This is a genomic window from Arthrobacter sp. CAN_A2, from assembly GCF_015752045.1.
Lineage (GTDB): Bacteria > Actinomycetota > Actinomycetes > Actinomycetales > Micrococcaceae > Arthrobacter_D.
Genome location: NZ_JADOUS010000008.1, coordinates 57,378 through 76,102 on the forward strand (window position 1 = coordinate 57,378; position 18,725 = coordinate 76,102).

The following is an 18,725-nucleotide window of genomic DNA, read 5'->3' on the forward strand; positions in this document are numbered from 1 at the left end:
GGGTTCCCCACATGTCTATCTACCTCAACAAGGACTCCAAGGTCATCGTCCAGGGCATCACGGGCGGCGAGGGCACCAAGCACACCGCCCTGATGCTGAAGGCCGGGACCCAGGTGGTCGGCGGCGTCAACGCCCGCAAGGCCGGCACCACGGTGACCCACGGTGACGTCACCCTCCCCGTGTACGGCACGGTCGAGGAAGCGAAGAAGGAGACCGGCGCCGACGTGTCGATCGTCTTCGTCCCGCCGGCCTTCACGAAGGACGCCGTCGTCGAGGCCATCGAGGCCGGCATCGGGCTCGTCGTGGTCATCACCGAGGGTGTCCCCGTGCAGGACTCCGCCGCGTTCTGGGCGCTCGCCCAGTCGAAGGTCGACGCGGACGGTCAGCAGATCACCCGCATCATCGGCCCCAACTGCCCGGGCATCATCACGCCCGGCGAGTCCCTCGTGGGCATCACCCCGGCGAACATCACGGGCAAGGGCGGTGTGGGCCTCGTCTCGAAGTCCGGCACGCTGACCTACCAGATGATGTTCGAACTCCGCGACCTCGGCTTCTCGACGGCCATCGGGATCGGCGGCGACCCCGTCGTCGGGACCACCCATATCGATGCCCTCGCGGCTTTCGAGGCGGATCCCGAGACGAAGGCCATCGTGATGATCGGTGAGATCGGAGGGGACGCCGAAGAGCGTGCCGCCGAGTTCATCAAGGCGAATGTCACCAAGCCCGTCGTCGGCTACGTCGCGGGATTCACCGCCCCCGAGGGCAAGACCATGGGCCACGCCGGTGCGATCGTCTCCGGTTCGGCCGGAACCGCGCAGGCCAAGAAGGAAGCCCTCGAGGCCGCCGGCGTCAAGGTCGGCAAGACGCCGTCCGAGACCGCCAGGCTCCTCCGCGAGGTCTACGCCACGCTCTGATCCCCGGCGACCCGACAAGCCTCCCCCGCATCCATGCGGGGGAGGCTTTCGCGTGGGAGGGACCTGGGACGCCGGAGCAGGAGCCGGAGGACGATCACTACCAGCAGGAGTTGAGGGCATGAGCAGCCTGACCAGGAACGGCACGGCCGCCGCGGCGGCCGACGGGCGCCGGCAGCGCGGATACCTCCGGCGCGCCACCTGGGTGGCGACCCTCGGCGGCCTGCTGTTCGGCTTCGACACCGGCGTCATCAACGGCGCGCTGCCGTTCATGGTGGACGATCTCCGCCTCACCGCCGTCGCCGAAGGCCTCGTCGCGAGCTCGCTCGTCTTCGGGGCCGCATTCGGGGCCCTCGCCGGGGGCCGGCTCGCCGACGCCTACGGGCGTCGGCGGATGATCATGGTGCTCGCGGCCGTCTTCCTCGGGGGGACGCTCGGCTCCGCCCTCGCGCCCGATGTCACGGTGATGGTGGCGTCGCGGCTCATCCTCGGGCTGGCGGTCGGTGGGGCCTCGGTACTCGTGCCGATCTTCCTCGCCGAACTCTCCCCGGCCGCCCGGCGCGGGCAGGTCGTGACCCGCAACGAGCTCATGATCGTGACGGGCCAGCTTCTGGCGTTCAGCAGCAGCGCATTCCTCGGCAGCGCCTTCGGCGACAGCCACGGGATCTGGCGGTGGATGCTCGTCCTGGCGACGCTGCCGGCCATCGGTCTCTGGATCGGCATGTACTTCGTCCCGGAGAGCCCCCGCTGGCTGGCGGCACGGGGCGCGTTCGGATCCGCACTGCGGGTCCTCGAGTCGCTCCGCCCGCCGGCCGTCGCGCGGACCGAGTTCGCGGCGCTGAAGGCACTGGCCGTCGAGGACCGCGGGCGGGACCGCGCGGGCCTCCGCGACCTGCGTGAGCCCTGGCTCCGCCGCATCCTCGTCGTCGGGCTCGGGCTCGCCGTCATCCAGCAGATCACCGGCGTCAACTCGATCATGTACTACGGGACGCGGATCCTCGAGGTCGCCGGGTTCGGGACACAGGCGGCGCTCACCGCGAACATCGCCAACGGGCTCATCTCGGTCGCGGCGACCTTCGTCGGCATCTGGCTGCTCGGCCGGGTGGGGCGCCGCCCCATGCTGCTCGTCGGGCAGATCGGGACGACGTCGGCCCTGCTCGCCATCGGCCTCGTCTCGCTCCTGGTGCCGGAGGGAACGGCCCGCGGTTTCCTGGTCCTGGCCCTCACCGTCACCTTCCTCGCCTTCCAGCAGGGCGCCATCTCACCGGTCACGTGGCTCATGCTGTCCGAGATCTTCCCCGTACGGCTGCGCGGCCTCGGCATGGGCGCGGCGGTCTTCGTCCTGTGGATGGTCAACTTCGCCGTCAGCCTCAGCTTCCCGATCCTCATGGACGCCATCGGCATCTCGAACACCTTCTTCGTGTTCGTGGTCCTCGGCGTCGCCGCGATCGCCTTCGCCCGCCGCCACATCCCCGAGACCCGCGGGAAGACCCTGGAGGAACTGGAGCACCAGTTCAAGGAGGCGGTGGACGTGCGGCGGCAGTAGAGCCTCCCGGCGCGCGGCTTGTAAGGTGGCAAAAGGGGACAATCGATTGCGTCAAGCAAGCTTCTAGGAGATCATCATGCGCGCCACCATCATCCACGGGCCCGGCGACATCCGGGTCGAGGACCGGGACTACCCGAGCATCATCCGGCCGACGGACGCCGTCGTGCGCGTCACGGCGTCCTGCGTCTGCGGGTCCGACCTCTGGCCCTACCGGGGTGTCCGGCCCACCAAGGAGCCCAAGGCGATCGGCCACGAGTTCGTCGGCGTCGTCGAGTCCGTGGGCGACGACGTCCGCGACATCGCGGTGGGCGACTTCGTGATCGCGCCGTTCGTGGACAGCTGCGGGGCGTGCCCGCAGTGCCTCAACGGTGTGACAGTGGCGTGCGACCACCTGGTCGGCTGGGGCAGTACCGACGAGCACGGCGACTTCGTGCAGGGTGCACAGGGGGAAGCAGTGCGCGTCCCGCAGGCCGACGGCACCCTGCGGAAGGTGGACGGCGTGACCGAGCCCGACGCCGCCCTGACGGCCAGCCTGCTGACCCTCTCCGACGTGATGTCCACCGGACACCACGCCGCGGTGTCCGCGAATGTCGGCCCGGGCAGCACCGTCGTCGTCGTGGGTGACGGCGCCGTGGGCCTGTGCGGGGTCCTCGCCGCGAAGCGCCTGGGTGCCGGGCGCATCATCGCCATGTCCCGCCACGCCGACCGCCAGGCGCTCGCCCGCGAGTTCGGCGCCACCGATATCGTCGCCGAACGCGGCGACGAAGGCGTGGAGAAGGTCCGCGAACTGCTCGGGGGAGTCCTCGCAGACTCCGTCCTCGAGTGCGTGGGCACGAAGGAGTCGATGGACCAGGCCCTGCGCAGCACGCGTCCCGGCGGACACCTCGGCTTCGTCGGCGTCCCCGCCGGCGGACCGGAGCTGCCCATCGGCGTGCTCTTCGCGAAGAACATCACCGTGGGCGGCGGGATGGCACCGGCCCACACCTACATCCCGGAACTCCTGAAGGACGTCCTCGACGGGACGATCAACCCGGGCCGCGTCTTCGACGTCGAGATGCCCCTCGAGGACGCCGCGGAAGCATATAAGGCCATGGACGAGCGCCGCGCCATCAAGGTGCTCCTCAAGCCCTGATCGCACCACGGCACGGACCGAAGGGCCCTCCTCGCGGGGGGCCCTTCGGCGTCGGGCCCGGATGTGGCCGACGGCGGACCGCTGAGCGGGCAGAATGAAGGCATGACGACGACGCCCGGCACGGATTCCGCCTACCTCATCTCCAGGGAACGCATCATCGCGGCGCCCGCCGACCGCATCTTCGAGGTCCTCGCGACACCGGCCCTGCACAGCGTCATCGACGGGTCGGGGACGGTCCGCGGCGAACAGCCCAACGGGCCTCAGCGGCTGTCGCTGGGCGCGAAGTTCGGGATGGACATGAAGATGGGGCCCTCCTACAAGATCCTGAACCGCGTGGTCGAGTTCGAGGAGGGTCGCCGGATCGCCTGGCGGCACTTCTCCGCCCACGTCTGGCGTTACACGCTCGAGCCACGGGACGGCGGGACGCTCGTGCGCGAGGAGTGGGACGGGCGCGCCGTGCGGTGGCGTTTCGTGTTCAGGCTCACCGGGTTCACCCGCCGGCACCCCGCGAGCATCGAGGCGACCCTCGGGAAGCTCGAGGACTACGTCCTGCAGCAGCGCGACCCCGCATAGGCACCCTCGAGGGCGGCGAGGCGCCCCTCGTCACGGGACGCGCAGCTCCTCGGGCTCCACCACGATGTCCACCAGGGCGCCGTTCCGCCACACCGTCATCTCCATCCGACGGCCGATCGCCTGCTCGACCATCAGCCGTTGGATGCCCGTCACGCTGTGAACGGGGACGCGGTCGAGTGAGACGACGACATCACCGGCACGGGCCCCGGCGCCTGCGGCGGGGCTGCCCGCGATGACGGATGCCACCTGCATCCCGGTGCGCGCCCCGACACGGGCCGCGAGCTCCGGGCTGAGGGTGATCTGCGGTCCGACCACCCCCAGCCACGCGCGCCGGACGCGGCCGTTGGTGATGAGCGCGTCGATGATCGCACGGGTGGTCGGGTTGATCGGCACGGCAAGCCCGAGTCCGATGCCGGCGACGGCGGTGTTGACGCCGACCATGCGTCCTGCGCTGTCGGCGAGCACGCCGCCGCTGTTGCCCGGATTGAGGGTCGCATCGGTCTGGATGACCTCGTCCACGACACGCCCTGACAGCGTGGGCAGTGAGCGGCCGAGCGCGGACACGATCCCCGCGGTGACGCTGCCGGCCAGGCCGAGCGGGTTGCCGAGCGCAACCACGAGCTGCCCGACACGAAGCCTGGTCGCATCCCCCCACGGGACCGGCGGGGGCGTGCTGCCGTCCGCTTCGAGGACGGCGAGGTCCGACAGCGGATCCCTGCCGACGACGCGCGCGGCGAGCACGGTCCCGTCGCCGAACGCGACCTCGGTGCGCTGGGCGCCGGCGACCACGTGCGCGCTCGTGAGCAGGTGCGCCTCCGTGGAGATCACGGACGCGCTGCCCGCCCCCGCGCCGCGGGCGGTGCGCACCGAGACCGCCGCCACCGACGGCAGTGTGGACTCGGCAATGCGCACGACCGCCGCCGAGTATGCGTCGAGGGCCTCCTGCTCGTCCATAGGGACCAGTGCAGCACTGCTGCCGTCGTGGCGGAATGGAGTTCGCGGAGGGCGCACGCGGCCGCAGGTCCGGCAGGTGCGCCGGGCATGCCCGCCGGATGCCCGGATCAGGCCACCGACGTGCCGAACAGCAGACCGAGCCCGTAGGTCACGGCAGCCGCACCGAGTCCGATGCCCAGCTGCCGGAGCGCCAGCCGCAGTGGCGAGGCGCCGGAGAGGAGGGCGACGACGGCCCCGGTCGCCAGCAGCGCCAGCCCCACGAGGAAGCAGGCGACGACGACGGCGAGGGCGCCGCTCAGTCCCAGCATGTACGGCAGGACAGGGATGATCGCGCCGGAGGCGAAGAAGCAGAAGCTCGAGGCGGCGGCCCCGAGGCCGGTGCCGACCGCCTCGTGCTCGTCGACGGCGTCGTCCTCGTCGGGCTGGAGCGAGAAGCTCGGATCGCAGTCGCAGCCGAGCAGGCCCAGGCGTTCCGAGGCGCGGTGCTCCGCAGCCGCGAGCGTCATGCCCCTGGCTCGGTACACCAGCACCAGCTCGTTCGCGGCGATGTCGAGTTCCTTGGCGGCCGTGAGCGTGATCTGCGTGGGGCGCGTCGCGGACAGGAGCTCGCGCTGCGACCTGACGGACACGTATTCGCCGGCACCCATCGACAGCGCGCCCGCCAGCAGGCCGGCCAGCCCGCTGAACAGGATGAACGACGTCGAGACGCCGGTCGCGCCGATGCCCAGGACCAGGGCGAGGTTGCTCACGAGGCCGTCGTTCGCGCCGAACACCGCAGCGCGGAAGTTGCCGGAGAGCCTGTTGCGGCCGCGGGTCGCGAGGCCGCGCACCACTTCCTCGTGGATCTGTTCGTCGGCGGCCATCGCGCTCGTGGCCGAGGGGTCCGAGGCGTAGGGGGAGCGGCCCTCGGCCCGCTGTGCGAGGGCGAGGACGAAGACGGAGCCGAAGCGCCGGGCGAGCACACCCAGGAGTCTGTTGCGGAACGACGGCCGCAGGGGCCGTCCGGCGTCGTCGCCGAGGAGCGCGAGCCAGTGTGCCTCGTGGCGGCCCTCGGCCTCCGCGAGGCCGAGGAGGATCTCGCGTTCCTCGCCGGTCCTGCGCCGGGCGAGATCGCGGTAGGTGGCGGCTTCGGCGCGTTCGTCGGCGAGGTACTGGCGCCAGCGCTTCACGTCGTCGCGGGACGGAGGCTGTCCGAGGGTGTTCTCGGGATTGTGCTCGGGGGTGTTCAAGGGAATGCTCCGGGTGTTCGGGCATGTGCGCTCCGATCCGAAGCTGGGAGACTCCGGCCGGGGACCACAGATGCGTCATGTCGGCCGAAGGTCTCGCTCGCCGGATGTACCGGTGGACTGCCGGGCGCCGATGGCGCCAGTATGTCGACAGGCCGCGCACCCCATGGGTGCGGAGCTACTCCCCTTCGACCGACAATGCTACCGGATGGACCGGTGGCCGTCGTCATCGGTTCCCCGGGCTCCGGCGGTATGTTCGAGTACCGGAACGCACCGGCTGCGCGATACAGTCGGACGGATAACAGAAAGCAGGCTTATGGATTTGGCAGCCCGCCCCTGGGTCGAAAGCTATGCACCGGGTGTGCCCCGGTCCTTCAGCGTGCCCGAGGGCACCCTGTCCGACCTCCTCGACGCGTCGGTGGCGGCTCACGGCCCGCGTGCGGCCCTCGAGTTCTTCGGCGCGGGCACGACCTACGAGGAGCTGGGTGCCGCGGTGGCCCGGGCGGCGGCCGGCCTGCGGTCCCTCGGGGTCGGGGCAGGGGACCGGGTGGCCCTCGTGCTGCCGAACTGCCCCCAGCACATCGTCGCGTTCTACGCCGTCCTCCGACTCGGCGCGATCGTCGTCGAGCACAACCCGCTCTACACGGACCGTGAGCTGCGGCACCAGTTCGAGGACCACGGCGCCAAGGCGGCGATCGTCTGGGACAGGGTGGTTCCGCGCGTCCAACGGCTGCCGGCGGACATCCCGGTCACCACGGTGGTGTCGGTGGACCTCATCGGGGCGATGCCCGCCTCGCGCCGCCTGGCGCTGAAGCTCCCCGTGCGCCGCGCGCGGGAGGCGAAGGAGGCCCTCACGACCAGGGAGAAGCTGACCGGTCCCCGGAAGGTCGTCGCCTGGCGGGAGCTGCTCCATCACCGGCCGCTGCCGGACCGGCACCCGCGCCCCTCGGCGGAGGACACCGCGGTCCTGCAGTACACGAGCGGCACCACGGGTGTCCCCAAGGGCGCCATCCTCACGCACCGGAACCTGCTGGCCAACGCGGCCCAGGGTCGCGCCTGGGTGCCCGGCCTCGATGCGGGCCGCGAGACCGTCTACGCCGTCCTGCCGATGTTCCACGCCTACGGGCTCACGCTGTGTGTGACCTTCGCGGTGAGCATCGGCGCGAAGCTCGTCCTCTTCCCGCGCTTCGACGTGCCGCTGGTGCTCGACGCCGTCCGGAAGAGCCCGCCCACGTTCCTCCCGGCGGTGCCGCCCATCTACGACCGGCTCGCGGCCGGCGCGGCCGAGCGCGGGGTGGATCTCAGCAGTATCCGGTTCGCGATCTCCGGAGCCATGAATCTCCCGCAGGCCACGGTGGAGACCTGGGAGGCGGCCACGGGCGGCTACCTCATCGAGGGTTACGGGCTCACGGAGACGTCGCCCATCTCGGCCGGCAACCCGATCGGCCCCACCCGGCGCCCCGGCACCATCGGCGTCCCGTTCCCCGGCACCGACGTCCGCATCGTCGACCCGGAGGATCCCCACCGCGACCGTGCCCCGGGCGAGGCCGGCGAGCTGCTCCTGAAGGGGCCCCAGGTGTTCCAGGGGTACTGGCGGCGGCCGGACGAGACCGAGGACTCCCTGCTCGACGGCGGCTGGTTCAGGACGGGCGACATCGTCAGCATGGACGAGGACGGCTTCCTGACGATCGTCGACCGCATCAAGGAACTCATCATCACCGGCGGCTTCAACGTCTCACCGAGCGAGGTGGAGGGCGTCCTGCGGACGCACCCCAGCGTCGCCGACACCGCCGTGGTGGGACTCCCGCGGGACGGCGGCGGCGAGGACGTCGCCGCCGCCGTCATCCTCGCGCCGGGTGCCACCCTCGACGTCGAGGCGCTGCGCTCGTCCTGCCGCGGCGCGCTCGCCGCCTACAAGGTCCCACGCATCATCGTGCAGGTGGAGGACCTGCCCCGATCGCTGATCGGCAAGGTCCTCCGCCGCGAGGTGCGCTCCCAACTGATCAACGATGGCCATCGGGCCGAAGGAAAAGGTGACGGTCGATGACCCAGTCAACCGACGTGCGGGCAGCGATGCCCGCCGCGAAGGGCCCGTGGCGTGACAGCCTCGGCAACGCGAGCATCCGGGCCGCGCAGGTGCTCCTGCTGCTGGTCCTGGGTGTTGTGGCGGTGTACGCACTGATCCAGGTGCGGCTCGTGGTGATCCCCATGCTGCTCGCGATCATCCTCGCGGCCGCGATCGGTCCGTTCGTGAACTGGCTGCGACGGAAGGGCTGGGGTTCGTCCCTGGCCACCACCGTGTCCTTCCTCCTGCTCCTGCTCGTCTTCGGTGGGCTCATCACCGGCATCGTCTTCGCCGTCGTCGGGCAGGCCGGTGAGCTCGTCTCCTCCGCGACGGAGGGCTTCGACAAGCTCTACGCCTTCGCGCAGAACGGTCCCATCCCCATCGACGACGCGCAGATCCAGCAGGCGCGTGACTCGGTGATCAACTTCGCGACGAGCAGTACGGCGGGTGCCGGTGCCATCTCGGGCCTCAGCGCGGCGGGCAACTTCTTCGCCGGCGGCCTGCTCATGGTGGTCATCCTGTTCTTCTTCCTCAAGGACGGCGAGAAGATCTGGGCCTTCATGCTGCGCGCCTTCAAGGGCAAGCGGCTCGTCAAGGCCCGCCGGGTGGGCTACAGCAGCATGGCGGTCCTCGGCGGCTACGTGCGCGGCACGGCGATCGTGGCACTCGTCGACTCCGTGTTCATCGGCGGCGCGCTGCTGGTCCTCGGAGTCCCGCTGGCCCTCCCGCTGGCGGCGATCGTGTTCATCGGCGCCTTCATCCCGCTGGTCGGCGCCACACTGGCCGGTGTCCTCGCGGCCCTGATCGCGCTCGTGGCCAACGGGCCGTTCGTGGCGCTCATCGTCATCATCGTGGTCATCGTGGTGAACCAGCTCGAGGGCAACTTCCTGCAGCCCGTGGTCATGGGCCGCACGCTGCAGGTGCACGCCCTGGTGATCCTGTTCGCCCTGACCGCCGGCACCATCCTGGCGGGCATCATCGGTGCGATCCTCTCCGTCCCGGTCGCCGCGGTCGTCTGGGCGGCCATCAAGGCCTGGAACGGGGAGAAGGACGAGGAGATCACGCGGCAGGAGGTCGAGGATGCCGAGGTGCAGACGGCCCTCGACGAGACGGGTCACGGCCTGAGCTCGACCCCCAAGGAGGAGCAGGAGGCCCTGAAGGCTGCTGCCCTGGCCGCCGCCGATGGCGCCGATGAGCGCCCGGGCACGCGCGGGCGCCGGGTCGCCGGGCTCGACGACGACTCCAGCAACACCGACGACACGAAGGACAGCGGGGATGCCGTCCCGACCGGCCCGGCAGGCAGCGCCGACACCGCCGGCCGTCACGGGGGATCGTCGACCGTCGGACGCTGAGGCCTTCCGAACCGACGAGGAAAGGGCTCCCGGCTGCGGCCGGGAGCCCTTCTCGCCTTCGACCGTCAGCGGGCAGTCGCCACCGGGAGGTCCTCCGGGACCTCGCCGGCGACCCGCCGGTCCCACGCGTCCATGACGGCGGGATCGGTGGCCCGGGTACCCAGCGATACCGCCACGTACACGATCGCGGACACCGCCAGGCCCCAGTAGATCGGTTCGTTGGCGTAGACGCCGTCGTACTGGTTCTCCGCGGTGATCTCGAGGTAGGCCATGACGCCGAGAGTGACGAGCGTGCCCGCCGCCATGGAGGCACCGGCGCCGATCCCGTTGCCGCGGCGCCACACGAGGCCGCCGAGGATCGCGACGAGGAGCCCTCCCACGAGGATGTCGTAGGCGATGGTCAGGGCGGCCACGACGTCCTGGACGATCACGGCGAGCACGATCGCGACGAGACCGAGGCCGAGGACCCACCAGCGGCTCGAGGCGATGTCGTGCTCCGACGCCGAGCGCTCGCCGTCGCTCTTCCCGAACCAGCCGGCCACGAACGGCACGACGTCGGTCCGTGCCACGGTGGCGGCGGCGATCAGCGCGCCGGACGCCGTCGACATCATCGCGGCGACGGCTGCGGCGAGGACGAGCCCGCCGATGCCGATCGGCAGGACGTTCAGGGCGACGTCCGCGTAGACGTCGTCCTTGGACTCGATGGCGGGCAGGATGACACTGGCGCTCATGCCGATCACGGCGCCGGCGACGCCGTAGAGGATGCAGTAGATGCCGGCGACCGAGCCGCCCCAGCGGGCGATCTCCGGTGTCCGGGAGGTGAAGACGCGCTGCCAGATGTCCTGCCCGATCAGCAGGCCGAGCGTGTAGACCACGAAGTAGGTGATGATGCTCTGCGCGCCGATGCCGGTGATGCTGAAGAACTCGTCGCCGGCGCGCTCGGCGATGCCGTCGAAGCCGCCGGCGGCAGCGAGGGAGAAGGGCAGCATGAGGGCGAAGACGCCGATGGTCTTGATCACGAACTGGGCCATGTCGGCGAGGGTGATGGACCACATGCCGCCGATCGTCGAGTAGACGAGGACGATGGCCCCGCCGATGGCGATGGACTGGGCGCGGTCCCAGCCGAAGAGCACCACGAAGATCGTGGCGTAGGCGCCCGTCGAGGTGGCGCAGAGCATGAGCGTGTAGGCGAGCATGACGATCCCGGACACCCTTGTGGCGCGGTGGCCGTACCGCAGCGTGAGCATCTGCGAGACGGTGTAGATCTTCAGCTTCTGGATGGTGGGGGCGAAGAGGAGGCTGAGCAGCAGGACGCCGGTGCCGATGGCCACCACGAGCCACATGCCGGAGATGCCGTACTGGTAGCCGAGCCCCACCCCACCCACCGTGGAGGCGCCGCCCAGGACGACAGCCGCCATGGTGCCGGTGTACAGGAACGGTCCGAGGCGCCGCCCGGCCACAAGATAGTCGCTGGCGTTGCGGGTGCGGGACTTCCCCCACCACCCGAAGCCGAGCATGGCCACGAGGTACGCCACCACGATGGCGATATTGAGTGCTTGCACGGATGAATCCTTCGGTCGTCACAGTCGATCGGGTGCCCTCAGGGCAACTATTGTTGCCCTGTAAGCTACTCGTGACGCGGCTCACGCGCCAATCGTGGCACGCTCGCGGACCGTCCGCCCGCAGGGGCGGGCAAGCGGTACCGCCGTAGGAGAGGACACGCATGAAGGCCCTGCCCGTCGAGCCCACCAACGCTCCCGTGGCCATCGGATCCCGTATCCGTGCCGCACGGCAGGCCCAGCGCATGACCATCGAGCAGGTCGCCGATTCCACGGGCCTGACCAAGGGCTTCCTGAGCAGGGTGGAGCGGGACCTGACCTCGCCGTCCGTCGCCTCGCTCGTGACGCTCTGCCAGGTGCTGTCGATCTCGGTCGGCGACTTGTTCCTCGTGCCGGAGACCCACCTGACGAGGCTCGCTGAAGCACCCCGCATCAGCCTGGGTGGGGAGGGCATCAACGAACGGCTCCTGACGGCGCGCTCGGAGCGCCGGATCCAGGTGATCCGCGCCGTCGTCGAACCCCACGGTCGGGGCGAGGACGAGCTCTACTCCGTGGACTGCGAGGTCGAGACCCTGCACGTGGTCGAGGGACGCTTCGTGCTGGTCTTCTCGAACGACCGCTATGAACTCGGCGCCGGGGACACCGTCACCTTCCCGGGCCGGGAACCGCACACGTGGCTCAACCCGGACTCACGGCAGGCCGTGGTGCTGTGGACCCTCGTCGCGGCGGCCTCCGGAAAATAGGGATCCGGCAAACAGGGCCCCGGCAGGGAGCGCCTCCGGCACGCGGGAGCCTCAGCCCACGTGCACCCAGGGGCGTTTCGTCACGTCCGGTTCCGCGGCACGCAGCACCTCGCGGGTGACCGGGGCGATCTCGCCCTCGCCGGTGAACAGGAACTTGAAGAGGTTGGCCACGGGATCGCCCTCCGTCCACCGGAAGTAGACGTGCGGCATGAGCCCGGTGACGTCCCGGATGTGCAGCATCACGGCAGCGATGGTGTTCGGCACGTTGGAGCTGTGGACCTCGAGGACGCGGTACCCGTGCCGCACCACGCCGCGCACGCGCAGTTCCGTCTCGAAGTCGGACGAATCGTCGACGGTCACCTCCATGAACAGGGGCCTCGAGGTGGTCGGGACGTGGGAGACCGCGCAGGCGTGCTGGAGCTTGTGCCGGTAGGCGGCACTGCTGAGCCGTTTCGGTTCGTGGGCGATCAGCAGGATCTCGCCGTCGTCCTGCGCGCTGACGAAGGAGAGCGCGGCCTCGTCCATCCGGATGCTCGTGGCCCGCAGTTCGAAGGCCCGCCGCGAGCGGGAGATGAACGAGATGACGATGATGCCGAGGATGAAGCAGGCGGCGATTTTCAGCCCCTCGGGGCGTTCGACGATGTTGACCGCCGTCGTCAGCACGAAGACCCCCGCGGCGATCCCGAACCCGATGGTCCGGCCGCGCTGCTGCTGCCGCCGCGCCGACAGCATCACGGCCACGGACGCGGACGTGATGAGGGCGAGGACGCCGGTGGCGTAGGCGCCGCCCTGTGCCTCGACGTCGGCCTTGAAGAAGAAAGTGACGAGGATGGCGACGACGGTGATGACCAGGACCAGCGGGCGCACGGCCTTCGCCCACTCGGGGGCCATGCCGTAGCGCGGCAGGTACCGGGGCACGAGGTTGAGCAGGCCGGTCATGGCGGACGCCCCGGCGAACCAGAGGATGCCGATGGTCGAGATGTCGTACGCGGTACCGAATCCGTCGCCGAGGTACTGGTGGGCGAGGTAGGCCAGTGCGCGCCCGTTCGCGGCGCCGCCCTCCTCGAAGGCCGCGGCGGGGATGAGCAGGGTGGTCACGAAGCTCGAGGTGATCAGGAAGCCGCTCATGATGAGTGCGGCCGAGGTGAGCAGCCTGTGCGCACCGGCGATCCGGCCCGTGGGGTTCTCTTCGGTGTCATCGGGGCCGCCCTGGATCTGCGGCATCACGACGACGCCGGTCTCGAAGCCCGACAGGCCCAGCGCCAGGCGGGGGAAGATCAGCACGGCCAACCCGATCATCATGAGGGGGTTGCCGTGCTGCGTGGTCAGCGCCGACCACCACGAGCCCACGAGCCCGCCCTGCGACGCGATCTGGGCCAGGGCGACGACGATCACGCACAGGTTGAGCAGGAGGAAGACGGCGACGAGGCCGACGGCGATGCCGATGGCCTCGGTGAATCCGCGCAGGAACACGCCGGACAGCGCGCCGAGGAACAGCACCGTGATGAGGATCTGCTGCCCCTGCAGCCATTCGGGCGCGAACGGGTTCTCGATGAGGTGCGCGCTCGCATCCGCGGCCGAGAGCGTCATGGTGATGAGGAAGCTCGTCGCGGCGAATCCGAGCAGGACCAGCACGAAGACCTTGCCGCGCCATTTCGGCAGCAGTTTCTCGAGCATCGCGATGGATCCCTCGCCGCGCGGGCTCTCCGACGCCACCCGCTTGTACACCGGCAGTGCGGCGAACAGGGTCACGACCACCAGGACGAGCGTGGCCAGGGGGGACAGGACGCCGGCGGCGGCCGCGGCGATCGCGGGCTGGTACCCGAGGGTGGAGAAGTAGTCGACGCCGGTCAGGCACATGACCTTCCACCACGACTGGGCGCGCTCCTCCTCGGGCTGGTGGGAGGCGGGCTGGCTGGACTCGTTGAGCAGCCAGCGCTCGACGCGCTGCCTGGCCTCGGCCTGGGGTCGGGGCTGCGGAGGGGTACGTACGGAAGAGCTCACTGGACAACCGTAGGACCCCCGTACCGGCCGGTAGCCGGTCTTTATGCATCCTTAACAGGGCCGACGGCGAACCACCCGTCCGGGGCGATACAGGATCGACGGTGACCCGATGCCGAAGCGTGACCGCGGTGCGGACGGCAGGAACGGCCAGGAACCTAGGCGGCCCTGTCGGGCCAGGTGGACCGGGGTCCCGGTCCCGTCAGCTTCGTGTTCGACTACTTCCCCGATCCCGTCTCGGGGGAGCTGGTGTACGCCGCGCGACTGCACCAGGGCCCGGTGCCGGCCGATGGCGTCTACGCGATGCAGTTCACCCTCGCCTCCGTGGGGACGAACGGGCTCGTGGCCTTCACCGCCACCTTCGACCAGACCCGCTTCCCGGATCCCGCAGACGCGACGGCCTGGCTGGGGACCGAGGAGTACGCGGGGCTCCGCGCCATGCTGTCCTCCCTCACGTTCAACGGTTGACCCGATCTGGCGGCGCCCATAGCCTGATACAAAACCTTTGATGCATATTGGGCAACTTCTCGAGGGCCCGGATCGGATGGACACTGTGGAAGAACTGCGCGTCACGGGAGGCGGCCACCTCGGCCCCATCGACTCCTCCCGCATCCCCCGCTACGCGGGAGCAGCCACCTTCGCGCGCCTGCCGCGCCTGGACCAGGTGGACCGCGCGGACATCGCCGTCGTCGGCGTGCCCTTCGACTCCGGCGTGTCCTACCGTCCCGGGGCCCGGTTCGGCGGCAACCACATCCGCGAGGCCTCGCGCCTGCTGCGGCCCTACAACCCCGCGCTCGACGTCTCGCCGTTCGAGCGCGTGCAGGTGGCCGACGCCGGGGACATGGCCGTGAACCCGTTCAACATCAATGAGGCGATCGAGACGGTGCAGCAGAACGCGCTGGACCTGACCGCCGACGGCGCGCGGCTCGTCACGCTCGGCGGCGACCACACCATCGCGCTGCCCCTCCTGCGTGCCGCGGCCGAACGGGCCGGATCACCCGTGGCCATGCTGCACTTCGATGCCCACCTGGACACGTGGGACACCTACTTCGGCGCCGAGTACACGCACGGCACCCCGTTCCGCCGTGCCGTCGAGGAGGGCATCCTCGACACCGAGGCCATCTCCCACGTCGGGACGCGCGGACCCCTCTACGGCGTCCGGGACCTCGAGGACGACCGCCGCTTCGGTTTCGGCATCGTGACCTCCTCCGACGTCTACCGGCAGGGCGTGGACGAAGTGGTCGACAAGCTGCGTCAGCGCATCGGTGACCGCCCGCTCTACGTCTCGGTGGACATCGACGTCCTCGACCCGGCCCATGCTCCCGGCACAGGGACGCCCGAGGCCGGCGGCATCACCAGCCGAGAACTGCTCGAGATCCTCCGCGGCCTGCGCGGGCTCAACCTGGTCGGCGCGGACGTCGTCGAGGTGGCGCCCGCCTACGACCACGCGGAGCTCACCGGGGTCGCGGCGTCCCACGTCGCCTACGACCTCGTGACCCTCATGGCCGACACCCTCACCCCCGCCGCCGCTCCGATGACCGAGGAGAAGTAGATGGACATCACCGCAGGCGCCGCGTTTGCGGCCCCCGCTCCCGTCACCAGCCAGCGCAACGGCGGCGACCTGGTGGTCGAGACGCTCTCGGCCCTCGGTGCGACGACAGTGTTCGGCATCCCCGGCCAGCACGCACTCGGCCTGTTCGACGCGCTGTCCCGCTCCCACCTCCGCTTCGTCTCCTCCCGCGTGGAGAACAACTCGGCCTTCGCGGCCGACGGCTTCTCGCGGGCGACCGGCGACGTCGGCGTCCTGTTCCTGTCCACCGGCCCCGGGGCGCTGACGTCCCTCGCCGGGCTGCAGGAGGCGTACGCCACCGGTGTACCCATGGTGGTCGTCGCGAGCCAGATCCCGCTCGAGGGCCTGGGCGCTCGACGCAAGGGCATGCTGCACCAGCTGGACGACCAGAAGGCCTCGGCGGCGAACGTCACGAAGAGCCAGCGGCTCATCCAGCACGCCTCCGGCATCCCCTCCGCCATCCAGGACGCCTGGACCGAGGCCGTGTCCTCGCCGCAGGGCCCCGTGTGGGTCGAGGTGCCGCAGAACGTGCTGCTGGACCCCGTGATGGTCCCGCAGGTGGAGGACGCGCTCGCGGAGCCCTTCGACAACCCGCCGCGGATCGAGCTGGTGCGCGAGGCCGTCGCCTGGCTCAAGGACTCCAAGCGGCCCGCGATCGTCGCCGGCGGCGGTGCGCGGCGCGGCAGGGCGGAGAAGTGGCTGCTCTCGATCGCCGAGAAGCTCGGCGCGCCGGTCGTCTGCTCGCCGGGCGGCAACGGCGCCTTCCCCTGGCACCACGAACTCTCCCTCCAGTCCTGGGTGGAGGACCGCTATGTGACGGAGGTCCTCGAGGACGCGGACGTGCTGCTGGTGATCGGCTCGTCCCTGGGCGAGGTGACGTCCAACTACTTCACGATGGAGCCGCGCGGGCGCATCATCCAGATCGACGCCGAACCCCGCGTCCTCGAGTCCAACCGGCCTGCGCTCGGCATCCGCGCCGACGCCGGGCAGGCGCTCGGCGCGCTCGACGCGGCGCTCGAACCGCTGGACCGCGACCGCCTGCCGGGGTACGACGCCGCGGCGCTCGTGGCGGAGACCCTCGCACGGGTCGGCGCACGCCTCGACGCGCAGGACCTCGGCAAGGAGCGCGCGTTCATGCAGGACATCCGCGACGCCGTCCCGGCCGGCATGCAGACCTTCTGGGACATGACGATCTCGGCTTACTGGGCCTGGAGCTGCTGGGACGCCCGCGAGGGCCAGTTCCACTCGGCCCAGGGGGCCGGCGGCCTCGGCTTCGGCTTCCCCGGCGCGATCGGCGGATCGGTCGGACTGGAATCGCGCGGCCTGCCCGCACGGGTCCTCGCCGTGTCCGGCGACGGCTCCGCGATGTACTCCATCGCCGAACTCGCCACCGCGCGGCAGCACGACATCCCCGTCACGTGGCTGATCGTGGACGACGGCGGCTACGGGATCCTCCGCGAGTACATGGAGGGTGCGTTCGGCCAGGCCACGGCCACCGAACTCGCCCGGCCGGACTTCGTGGCGCTCGCGGAATCGTTCGGGGTGCCGGCACGCCGGGTGGCGCCCGAGGGCATCGGCGAGGCGCTCCGCGAGAGCCTCGCCGCGGACGGGCCGAACGTCGTCGTCGTCGAGACGCTCATGCGCCTGTTCGCTCCCACCCACCTTGATCAGTAGGCTTCCTTTTTTCTTCGCGGGGTGACAGTGTCGGAAGCACTGCTCGACCACGTACACCGAGGAAGGAACGCCATGGCATTCAGCAAGGGCGACAAGGTCACCTGGAACACCCCGCAGGGCACGACCGAGGGAAAGGTCGTGGAGAAGCACGAGAAGGAATTCAGCTTCGACGACCAGAAGTTCAAGGCCTCGAAGGACGAGCCCTACTACACCGTGGAGAGCGCGAAGTCGGGCGAGCAGGCAGCGCACAAGGAAAGCGCGCTGTCGAAGAAGTAGTCCCGGCAGGAGGGAAGGGCGCCCCCCACGCGGGGCGCCCTTCCCGGTTCCGTACCGTGCCGTACAGCTAGGTCAGCGGATCATGGCCCCAGTTCATCAGGGAGTACCGCCACTTCGAGGTCTTGATGTCCTCCTTCGACGGCTTCTGGGCGAGGTGGCGGTGCACGTAGCCCACCACCTTGTGCATGTGCTCCACGTCCTCGTCCGTGAGCTCGTCCCGCCTCGTGCGCAGGATGCTGATGATGTGCCTGCCCGACGCGTGGCCCACGGACTCGCCGCCGTCCGGGTCCTTCTGGCCCACCGATCGGGATTCCTCGGTGTCGAGCCACGCCTCCAGCTGGGAGGGGCTCATGGTCACCGCGTCCTTCCACTGCGTCCAGATCTCGTCGAGGTCGTGCTTGTTCTCCGCCATCGGGCGCCCTTCGTAGCAGTTCCGGGGAAAAATACACACCCGGGTCGGATTCCGGAATGCGCTATGGCTTAATCCTAAGCAGGCTGATAGTTGTTGGGGGTAGGTCGAACCAACCTCGAAGGAGCTTTACATCATGGCAGGAAATCTTTTGGCACGATCCGCCCACGATCTCGGCGCGGCAGCCTGGTTCGGTGGAACCCTGATGGGCGCCGTAGGCCTCAACGGAGCCACCGGCAAGGCGAAGGACCCCAAGGAGCGCACGAGGCTCTCCTCGCTGGGCTGGGCGAAGTGGGCCCCGGTCCAGACCGCGGCCTTCGTGGCGCATGCTGCGGGAGGCATCGGCCTGATCCTCGGCAACAAGGGCCGCGTCGCAGCCCAGGACTCCGTCGGGTCCAACACCGTCCTGAAGTCCGTGGTGACCGTGATCGGCATGGCCGTCTCGCTGTACTCGGGCATCCTCGGCAAGAAGGTCGGCGAGCTCGCCGAGCAGGGCAGTGCGGGCGCAACCGAGCCCCGTCCCGGAGCGAGCGACGAACTGGCCAAGGCGCAGTCCCAGCTCAAGATCACGCAGTGGCTCCTGCCCGTCCTCAGCGGCATCGTCGTCGTGATGGGTGCGAAGCAGGGCGAGATGCAGCGCCCCGAGAACGTCAAGAAGGGCCTGCTCCGCAAGTAGTCCCGCAGCGTACGACGAACCCCGCAGCGACCCCGACGCCACCCGGCGTCCGGTGGCA

At 70.1% G+C, this 18,725-nt stretch carries 16 protein-coding genes and 1 pseudogene; 12 read left to right on the plus strand and 5 right to left on the minus strand.

What is annotated here, in order from left to right; genetic code table 11:
• Positions 1-11: 11 nt before the first annotated feature.
• The 4 genes from sucD to IWX63_RS11860 all read left to right on the plus strand — a co-directional run bounded on the left by sucD (position 12) and on the right by IWX63_RS11860 (position 4,162).
• Positions 12-914: a succinate--CoA ligase subunit alpha gene (gene sucD / locus IWX63_RS11845; RefSeq protein ID WP_199278369.1), complete on the plus strand. Its 903-nt coding sequence runs from the start codon at positions 12-14 to the stop codon at positions 912-914.
• A 118-nt stretch (positions 915-1,032) separates the two neighbouring features.
• Complete coding sequence (locus IWX63_RS11850) at positions 1,033-2,457, plus strand: sugar porter family MFS transporter (protein ID WP_199278370.1); 1,425 nt, start codon at positions 1,033-1,035, stop codon at positions 2,455-2,457.
• 76 nt (positions 2,458-2,533) lie between these two features.
• On the plus strand, positions 2,534-3,589 hold the full coding sequence (locus tag IWX63_RS11855; protein ID WP_199278371.1) for a zinc-dependent alcohol dehydrogenase family protein: 1,056 nt from the start codon (positions 2,534-2,536) through the stop codon (positions 3,587-3,589).
• 102 nt (positions 3,590-3,691) lie between these two features.
• A complete protein-coding gene (locus IWX63_RS11860) occupies positions 3,692-4,162 on the plus strand; it encodes an SRPBCC family protein (RefSeq protein WP_199278372.1) in 471 nt (156 codons plus the stop codon).
• A gap of 30 nt (positions 4,163-4,192) precedes the next feature.
• Here the strand turns inward: IWX63_RS11860 and IWX63_RS11865 are convergent, their stop codons facing one another.
• Positions 4,193-5,116 carry a S1C family serine protease gene (locus tag IWX63_RS11865; RefSeq protein ID WP_199278373.1) on the minus strand — a complete coding sequence of 308 codons (924 nt, stop codon included), beginning with the start codon at positions 5,114-5,116 and terminating at the stop codon, positions 4,193-4,195.
• A gap of 107 nt (positions 5,117-5,223) precedes the next feature.
• Positions 5,224-6,345, minus strand: a complete 1,122-nt coding sequence (locus IWX63_RS11870; RefSeq protein ID WP_334685826.1) for a VIT1/CCC1 transporter family protein — start codon at positions 6,343-6,345, stop codon at positions 5,224-5,226.
• Positions 6,346-6,658: 313 nt separating this feature from the next.
• On the opposite strand from IWX63_RS11870, the gene IWX63_RS11875 reads away from it, so the two are divergent.
• Positions 6,659-8,389 (plus strand): long-chain-fatty-acid--CoA ligase, encoded by a 1,731-nt coding sequence (locus tag IWX63_RS11875; protein WP_199278374.1) that lies wholly within the window; start codon positions 6,659-6,661, stop codon positions 8,387-8,389.
• A pseudogene (locus IWX63_RS11880) lies at positions 8,386-9,453 on the plus strand (AI-2E family transporter); the annotation flags it as partial. The gene IWX63_RS11875 and the pseudogene IWX63_RS11880, both read left to right, overlap by 4 nt.
• A gap of 371 nt (positions 9,454-9,824) precedes the next feature.
• Here the strand turns inward: IWX63_RS11880 and IWX63_RS11885 are convergent.
• Positions 9,825-11,276 (minus strand): sodium:solute symporter, encoded by a 1,452-nt coding sequence (locus IWX63_RS11885; protein ID WP_199278492.1) that lies wholly within the window; start codon positions 11,274-11,276, stop codon positions 9,825-9,827.
• Positions 11,277-11,482: 206 nt separating this feature from the next.
• On the opposite strand from IWX63_RS11885, the gene IWX63_RS11890 reads away from it, so the two are divergent.
• The gene (locus IWX63_RS11890; RefSeq protein ID WP_199278376.1) at positions 11,483-12,061 is read left to right on the plus strand and encodes a helix-turn-helix domain-containing protein; all 579 of its coding nucleotides are present in this window, start codon (positions 11,483-11,485) and stop codon (positions 12,059-12,061) included.
• Between the two features lie 51 nt (positions 12,062-12,112).
• On the opposite strand, the gene IWX63_RS11895 is transcribed toward IWX63_RS11890, so the two are convergent.
• Positions 12,113-14,065, minus strand: coding sequence for an amino acid transporter (locus tag IWX63_RS11895; protein ID WP_442859128.1), 1,953 nt, complete (start codon positions 14,063-14,065; stop codon positions 12,113-12,115).
• Positions 14,066-14,272: 207 nt separating this feature from the next.
• Here IWX63_RS11895 and IWX63_RS11900 point away from each other — a divergent pair, with 207 nt between their 5' ends.
• From IWX63_RS11900 to IWX63_RS11915, 4 genes are all read left to right on the plus strand, one after another.
• Complete coding sequence (locus tag IWX63_RS11900) at positions 14,273-14,530, plus strand: hypothetical protein (protein ID WP_199278377.1); 258 nt, start codon at positions 14,273-14,275, stop codon at positions 14,528-14,530.
• 85 nt (positions 14,531-14,615) lie between these two features.
• A complete protein-coding gene (gene speB / locus IWX63_RS11905) occupies positions 14,616-15,614 on the plus strand; it encodes an agmatinase (protein WP_199278494.1) in 999 nt (332 codons plus the stop codon).
• Positions 15,615-17,306 (plus strand): thiamine pyrophosphate-binding protein, encoded by a 1,692-nt coding sequence (locus IWX63_RS11910; RefSeq protein WP_199278378.1) that lies wholly within the window; start codon positions 15,615-15,617, stop codon positions 17,304-17,306.
• 72 nt (positions 17,307-17,378) lie between these two features.
• Positions 17,379-17,582, plus strand: coding sequence for a DUF2945 domain-containing protein (locus IWX63_RS11915; RefSeq protein ID WP_199278379.1), 204 nt, complete (start codon positions 17,379-17,381; stop codon positions 17,580-17,582).
• A gap of 67 nt (positions 17,583-17,649) precedes the next feature.
• On the opposite strand, the gene IWX63_RS11920 is transcribed toward IWX63_RS11915, so the two are convergent.
• Entirely contained in the window at positions 17,650-17,994 is a 345-nt protein-coding gene (locus tag IWX63_RS11920; RefSeq protein WP_199278380.1) for a DUF3140 domain-containing protein, read from the minus strand.
• A 133-nt stretch (positions 17,995-18,127) separates the two neighbouring features.
• Here IWX63_RS11920 and IWX63_RS11925 point away from each other — a divergent pair, with 133 nt between their 5' ends.
• Positions 18,128-18,667 (plus strand): hypothetical protein, encoded by a 540-nt coding sequence (locus IWX63_RS11925; protein WP_199278381.1) that lies wholly within the window; start codon positions 18,128-18,130, stop codon positions 18,665-18,667.
• Positions 18,668-18,725: the final 58 nt, after the last annotated feature.

Bases quoted from the DNA above. Each gene is read 5' to 3' on its own strand.
- sucD (WP_199278369.1), top strand. From the start codon at position 12: ATGTCTATCTACCTCAACAAGGACTCCAAGGTCATCGTCCAGGGCATC.
- IWX63_RS11850 (WP_199278370.1), top strand. From the start codon at position 1,033: ATGAGCAGCCTGACCAGGAACGGCACGGCCGCCGCGGCGGCCGACGGG.
- IWX63_RS11855 (WP_199278371.1), top strand. From the start codon at position 2,534: ATGCGCGCCACCATCATCCACGGGCCCGGCGACATCCGGGTCGAGGAC.
- IWX63_RS11860 (WP_199278372.1), top strand. From the start codon at position 3,692: ATGACGACGACGCCCGGCACGGATTCCGCCTACCTCATCTCCAGGGAA.
- IWX63_RS11865 (WP_199278373.1), bottom strand. From the start codon at position 5,116: ATGGACGAGCAGGAGGCCCTCGACGCATACTCGGCGGCGGTCGTGCGC.
- IWX63_RS11875 (WP_199278374.1), top strand. From the start codon at position 6,659: ATGGATTTGGCAGCCCGCCCCTGGGTCGAAAGCTATGCACCGGGTGTG.
- IWX63_RS11885 (WP_199278492.1), bottom strand. From the start codon at position 11,276: ATGCTCGGCTTCGGGTGGTGGGGGAAGTCCCGCACCCGCAACGCCAGC.
- IWX63_RS11890 (WP_199278376.1), top strand. From the start codon at position 11,483: ATGAAGGCCCTGCCCGTCGAGCCCACCAACGCTCCCGTGGCCATCGGA.
- IWX63_RS11910 (WP_199278378.1), top strand. From the start codon at position 15,615: ATGGACATCACCGCAGGCGCCGCGTTTGCGGCCCCCGCTCCCGTCACC.
- IWX63_RS11915 (WP_199278379.1), top strand. From the start codon at position 17,379: ATGGCATTCAGCAAGGGCGACAAGGTCACCTGGAACACCCCGCAGGGC.
- IWX63_RS11920 (WP_199278380.1), bottom strand. From the start codon at position 17,994: ATGGCGGAGAACAAGCACGACCTCGACGAGATCTGGACGCAGTGGAAG.
- IWX63_RS11925 (WP_199278381.1), top strand. From the start codon at position 18,128: ATGGCAGGAAATCTTTTGGCACGATCCGCCCACGATCTCGGCGCGGCA.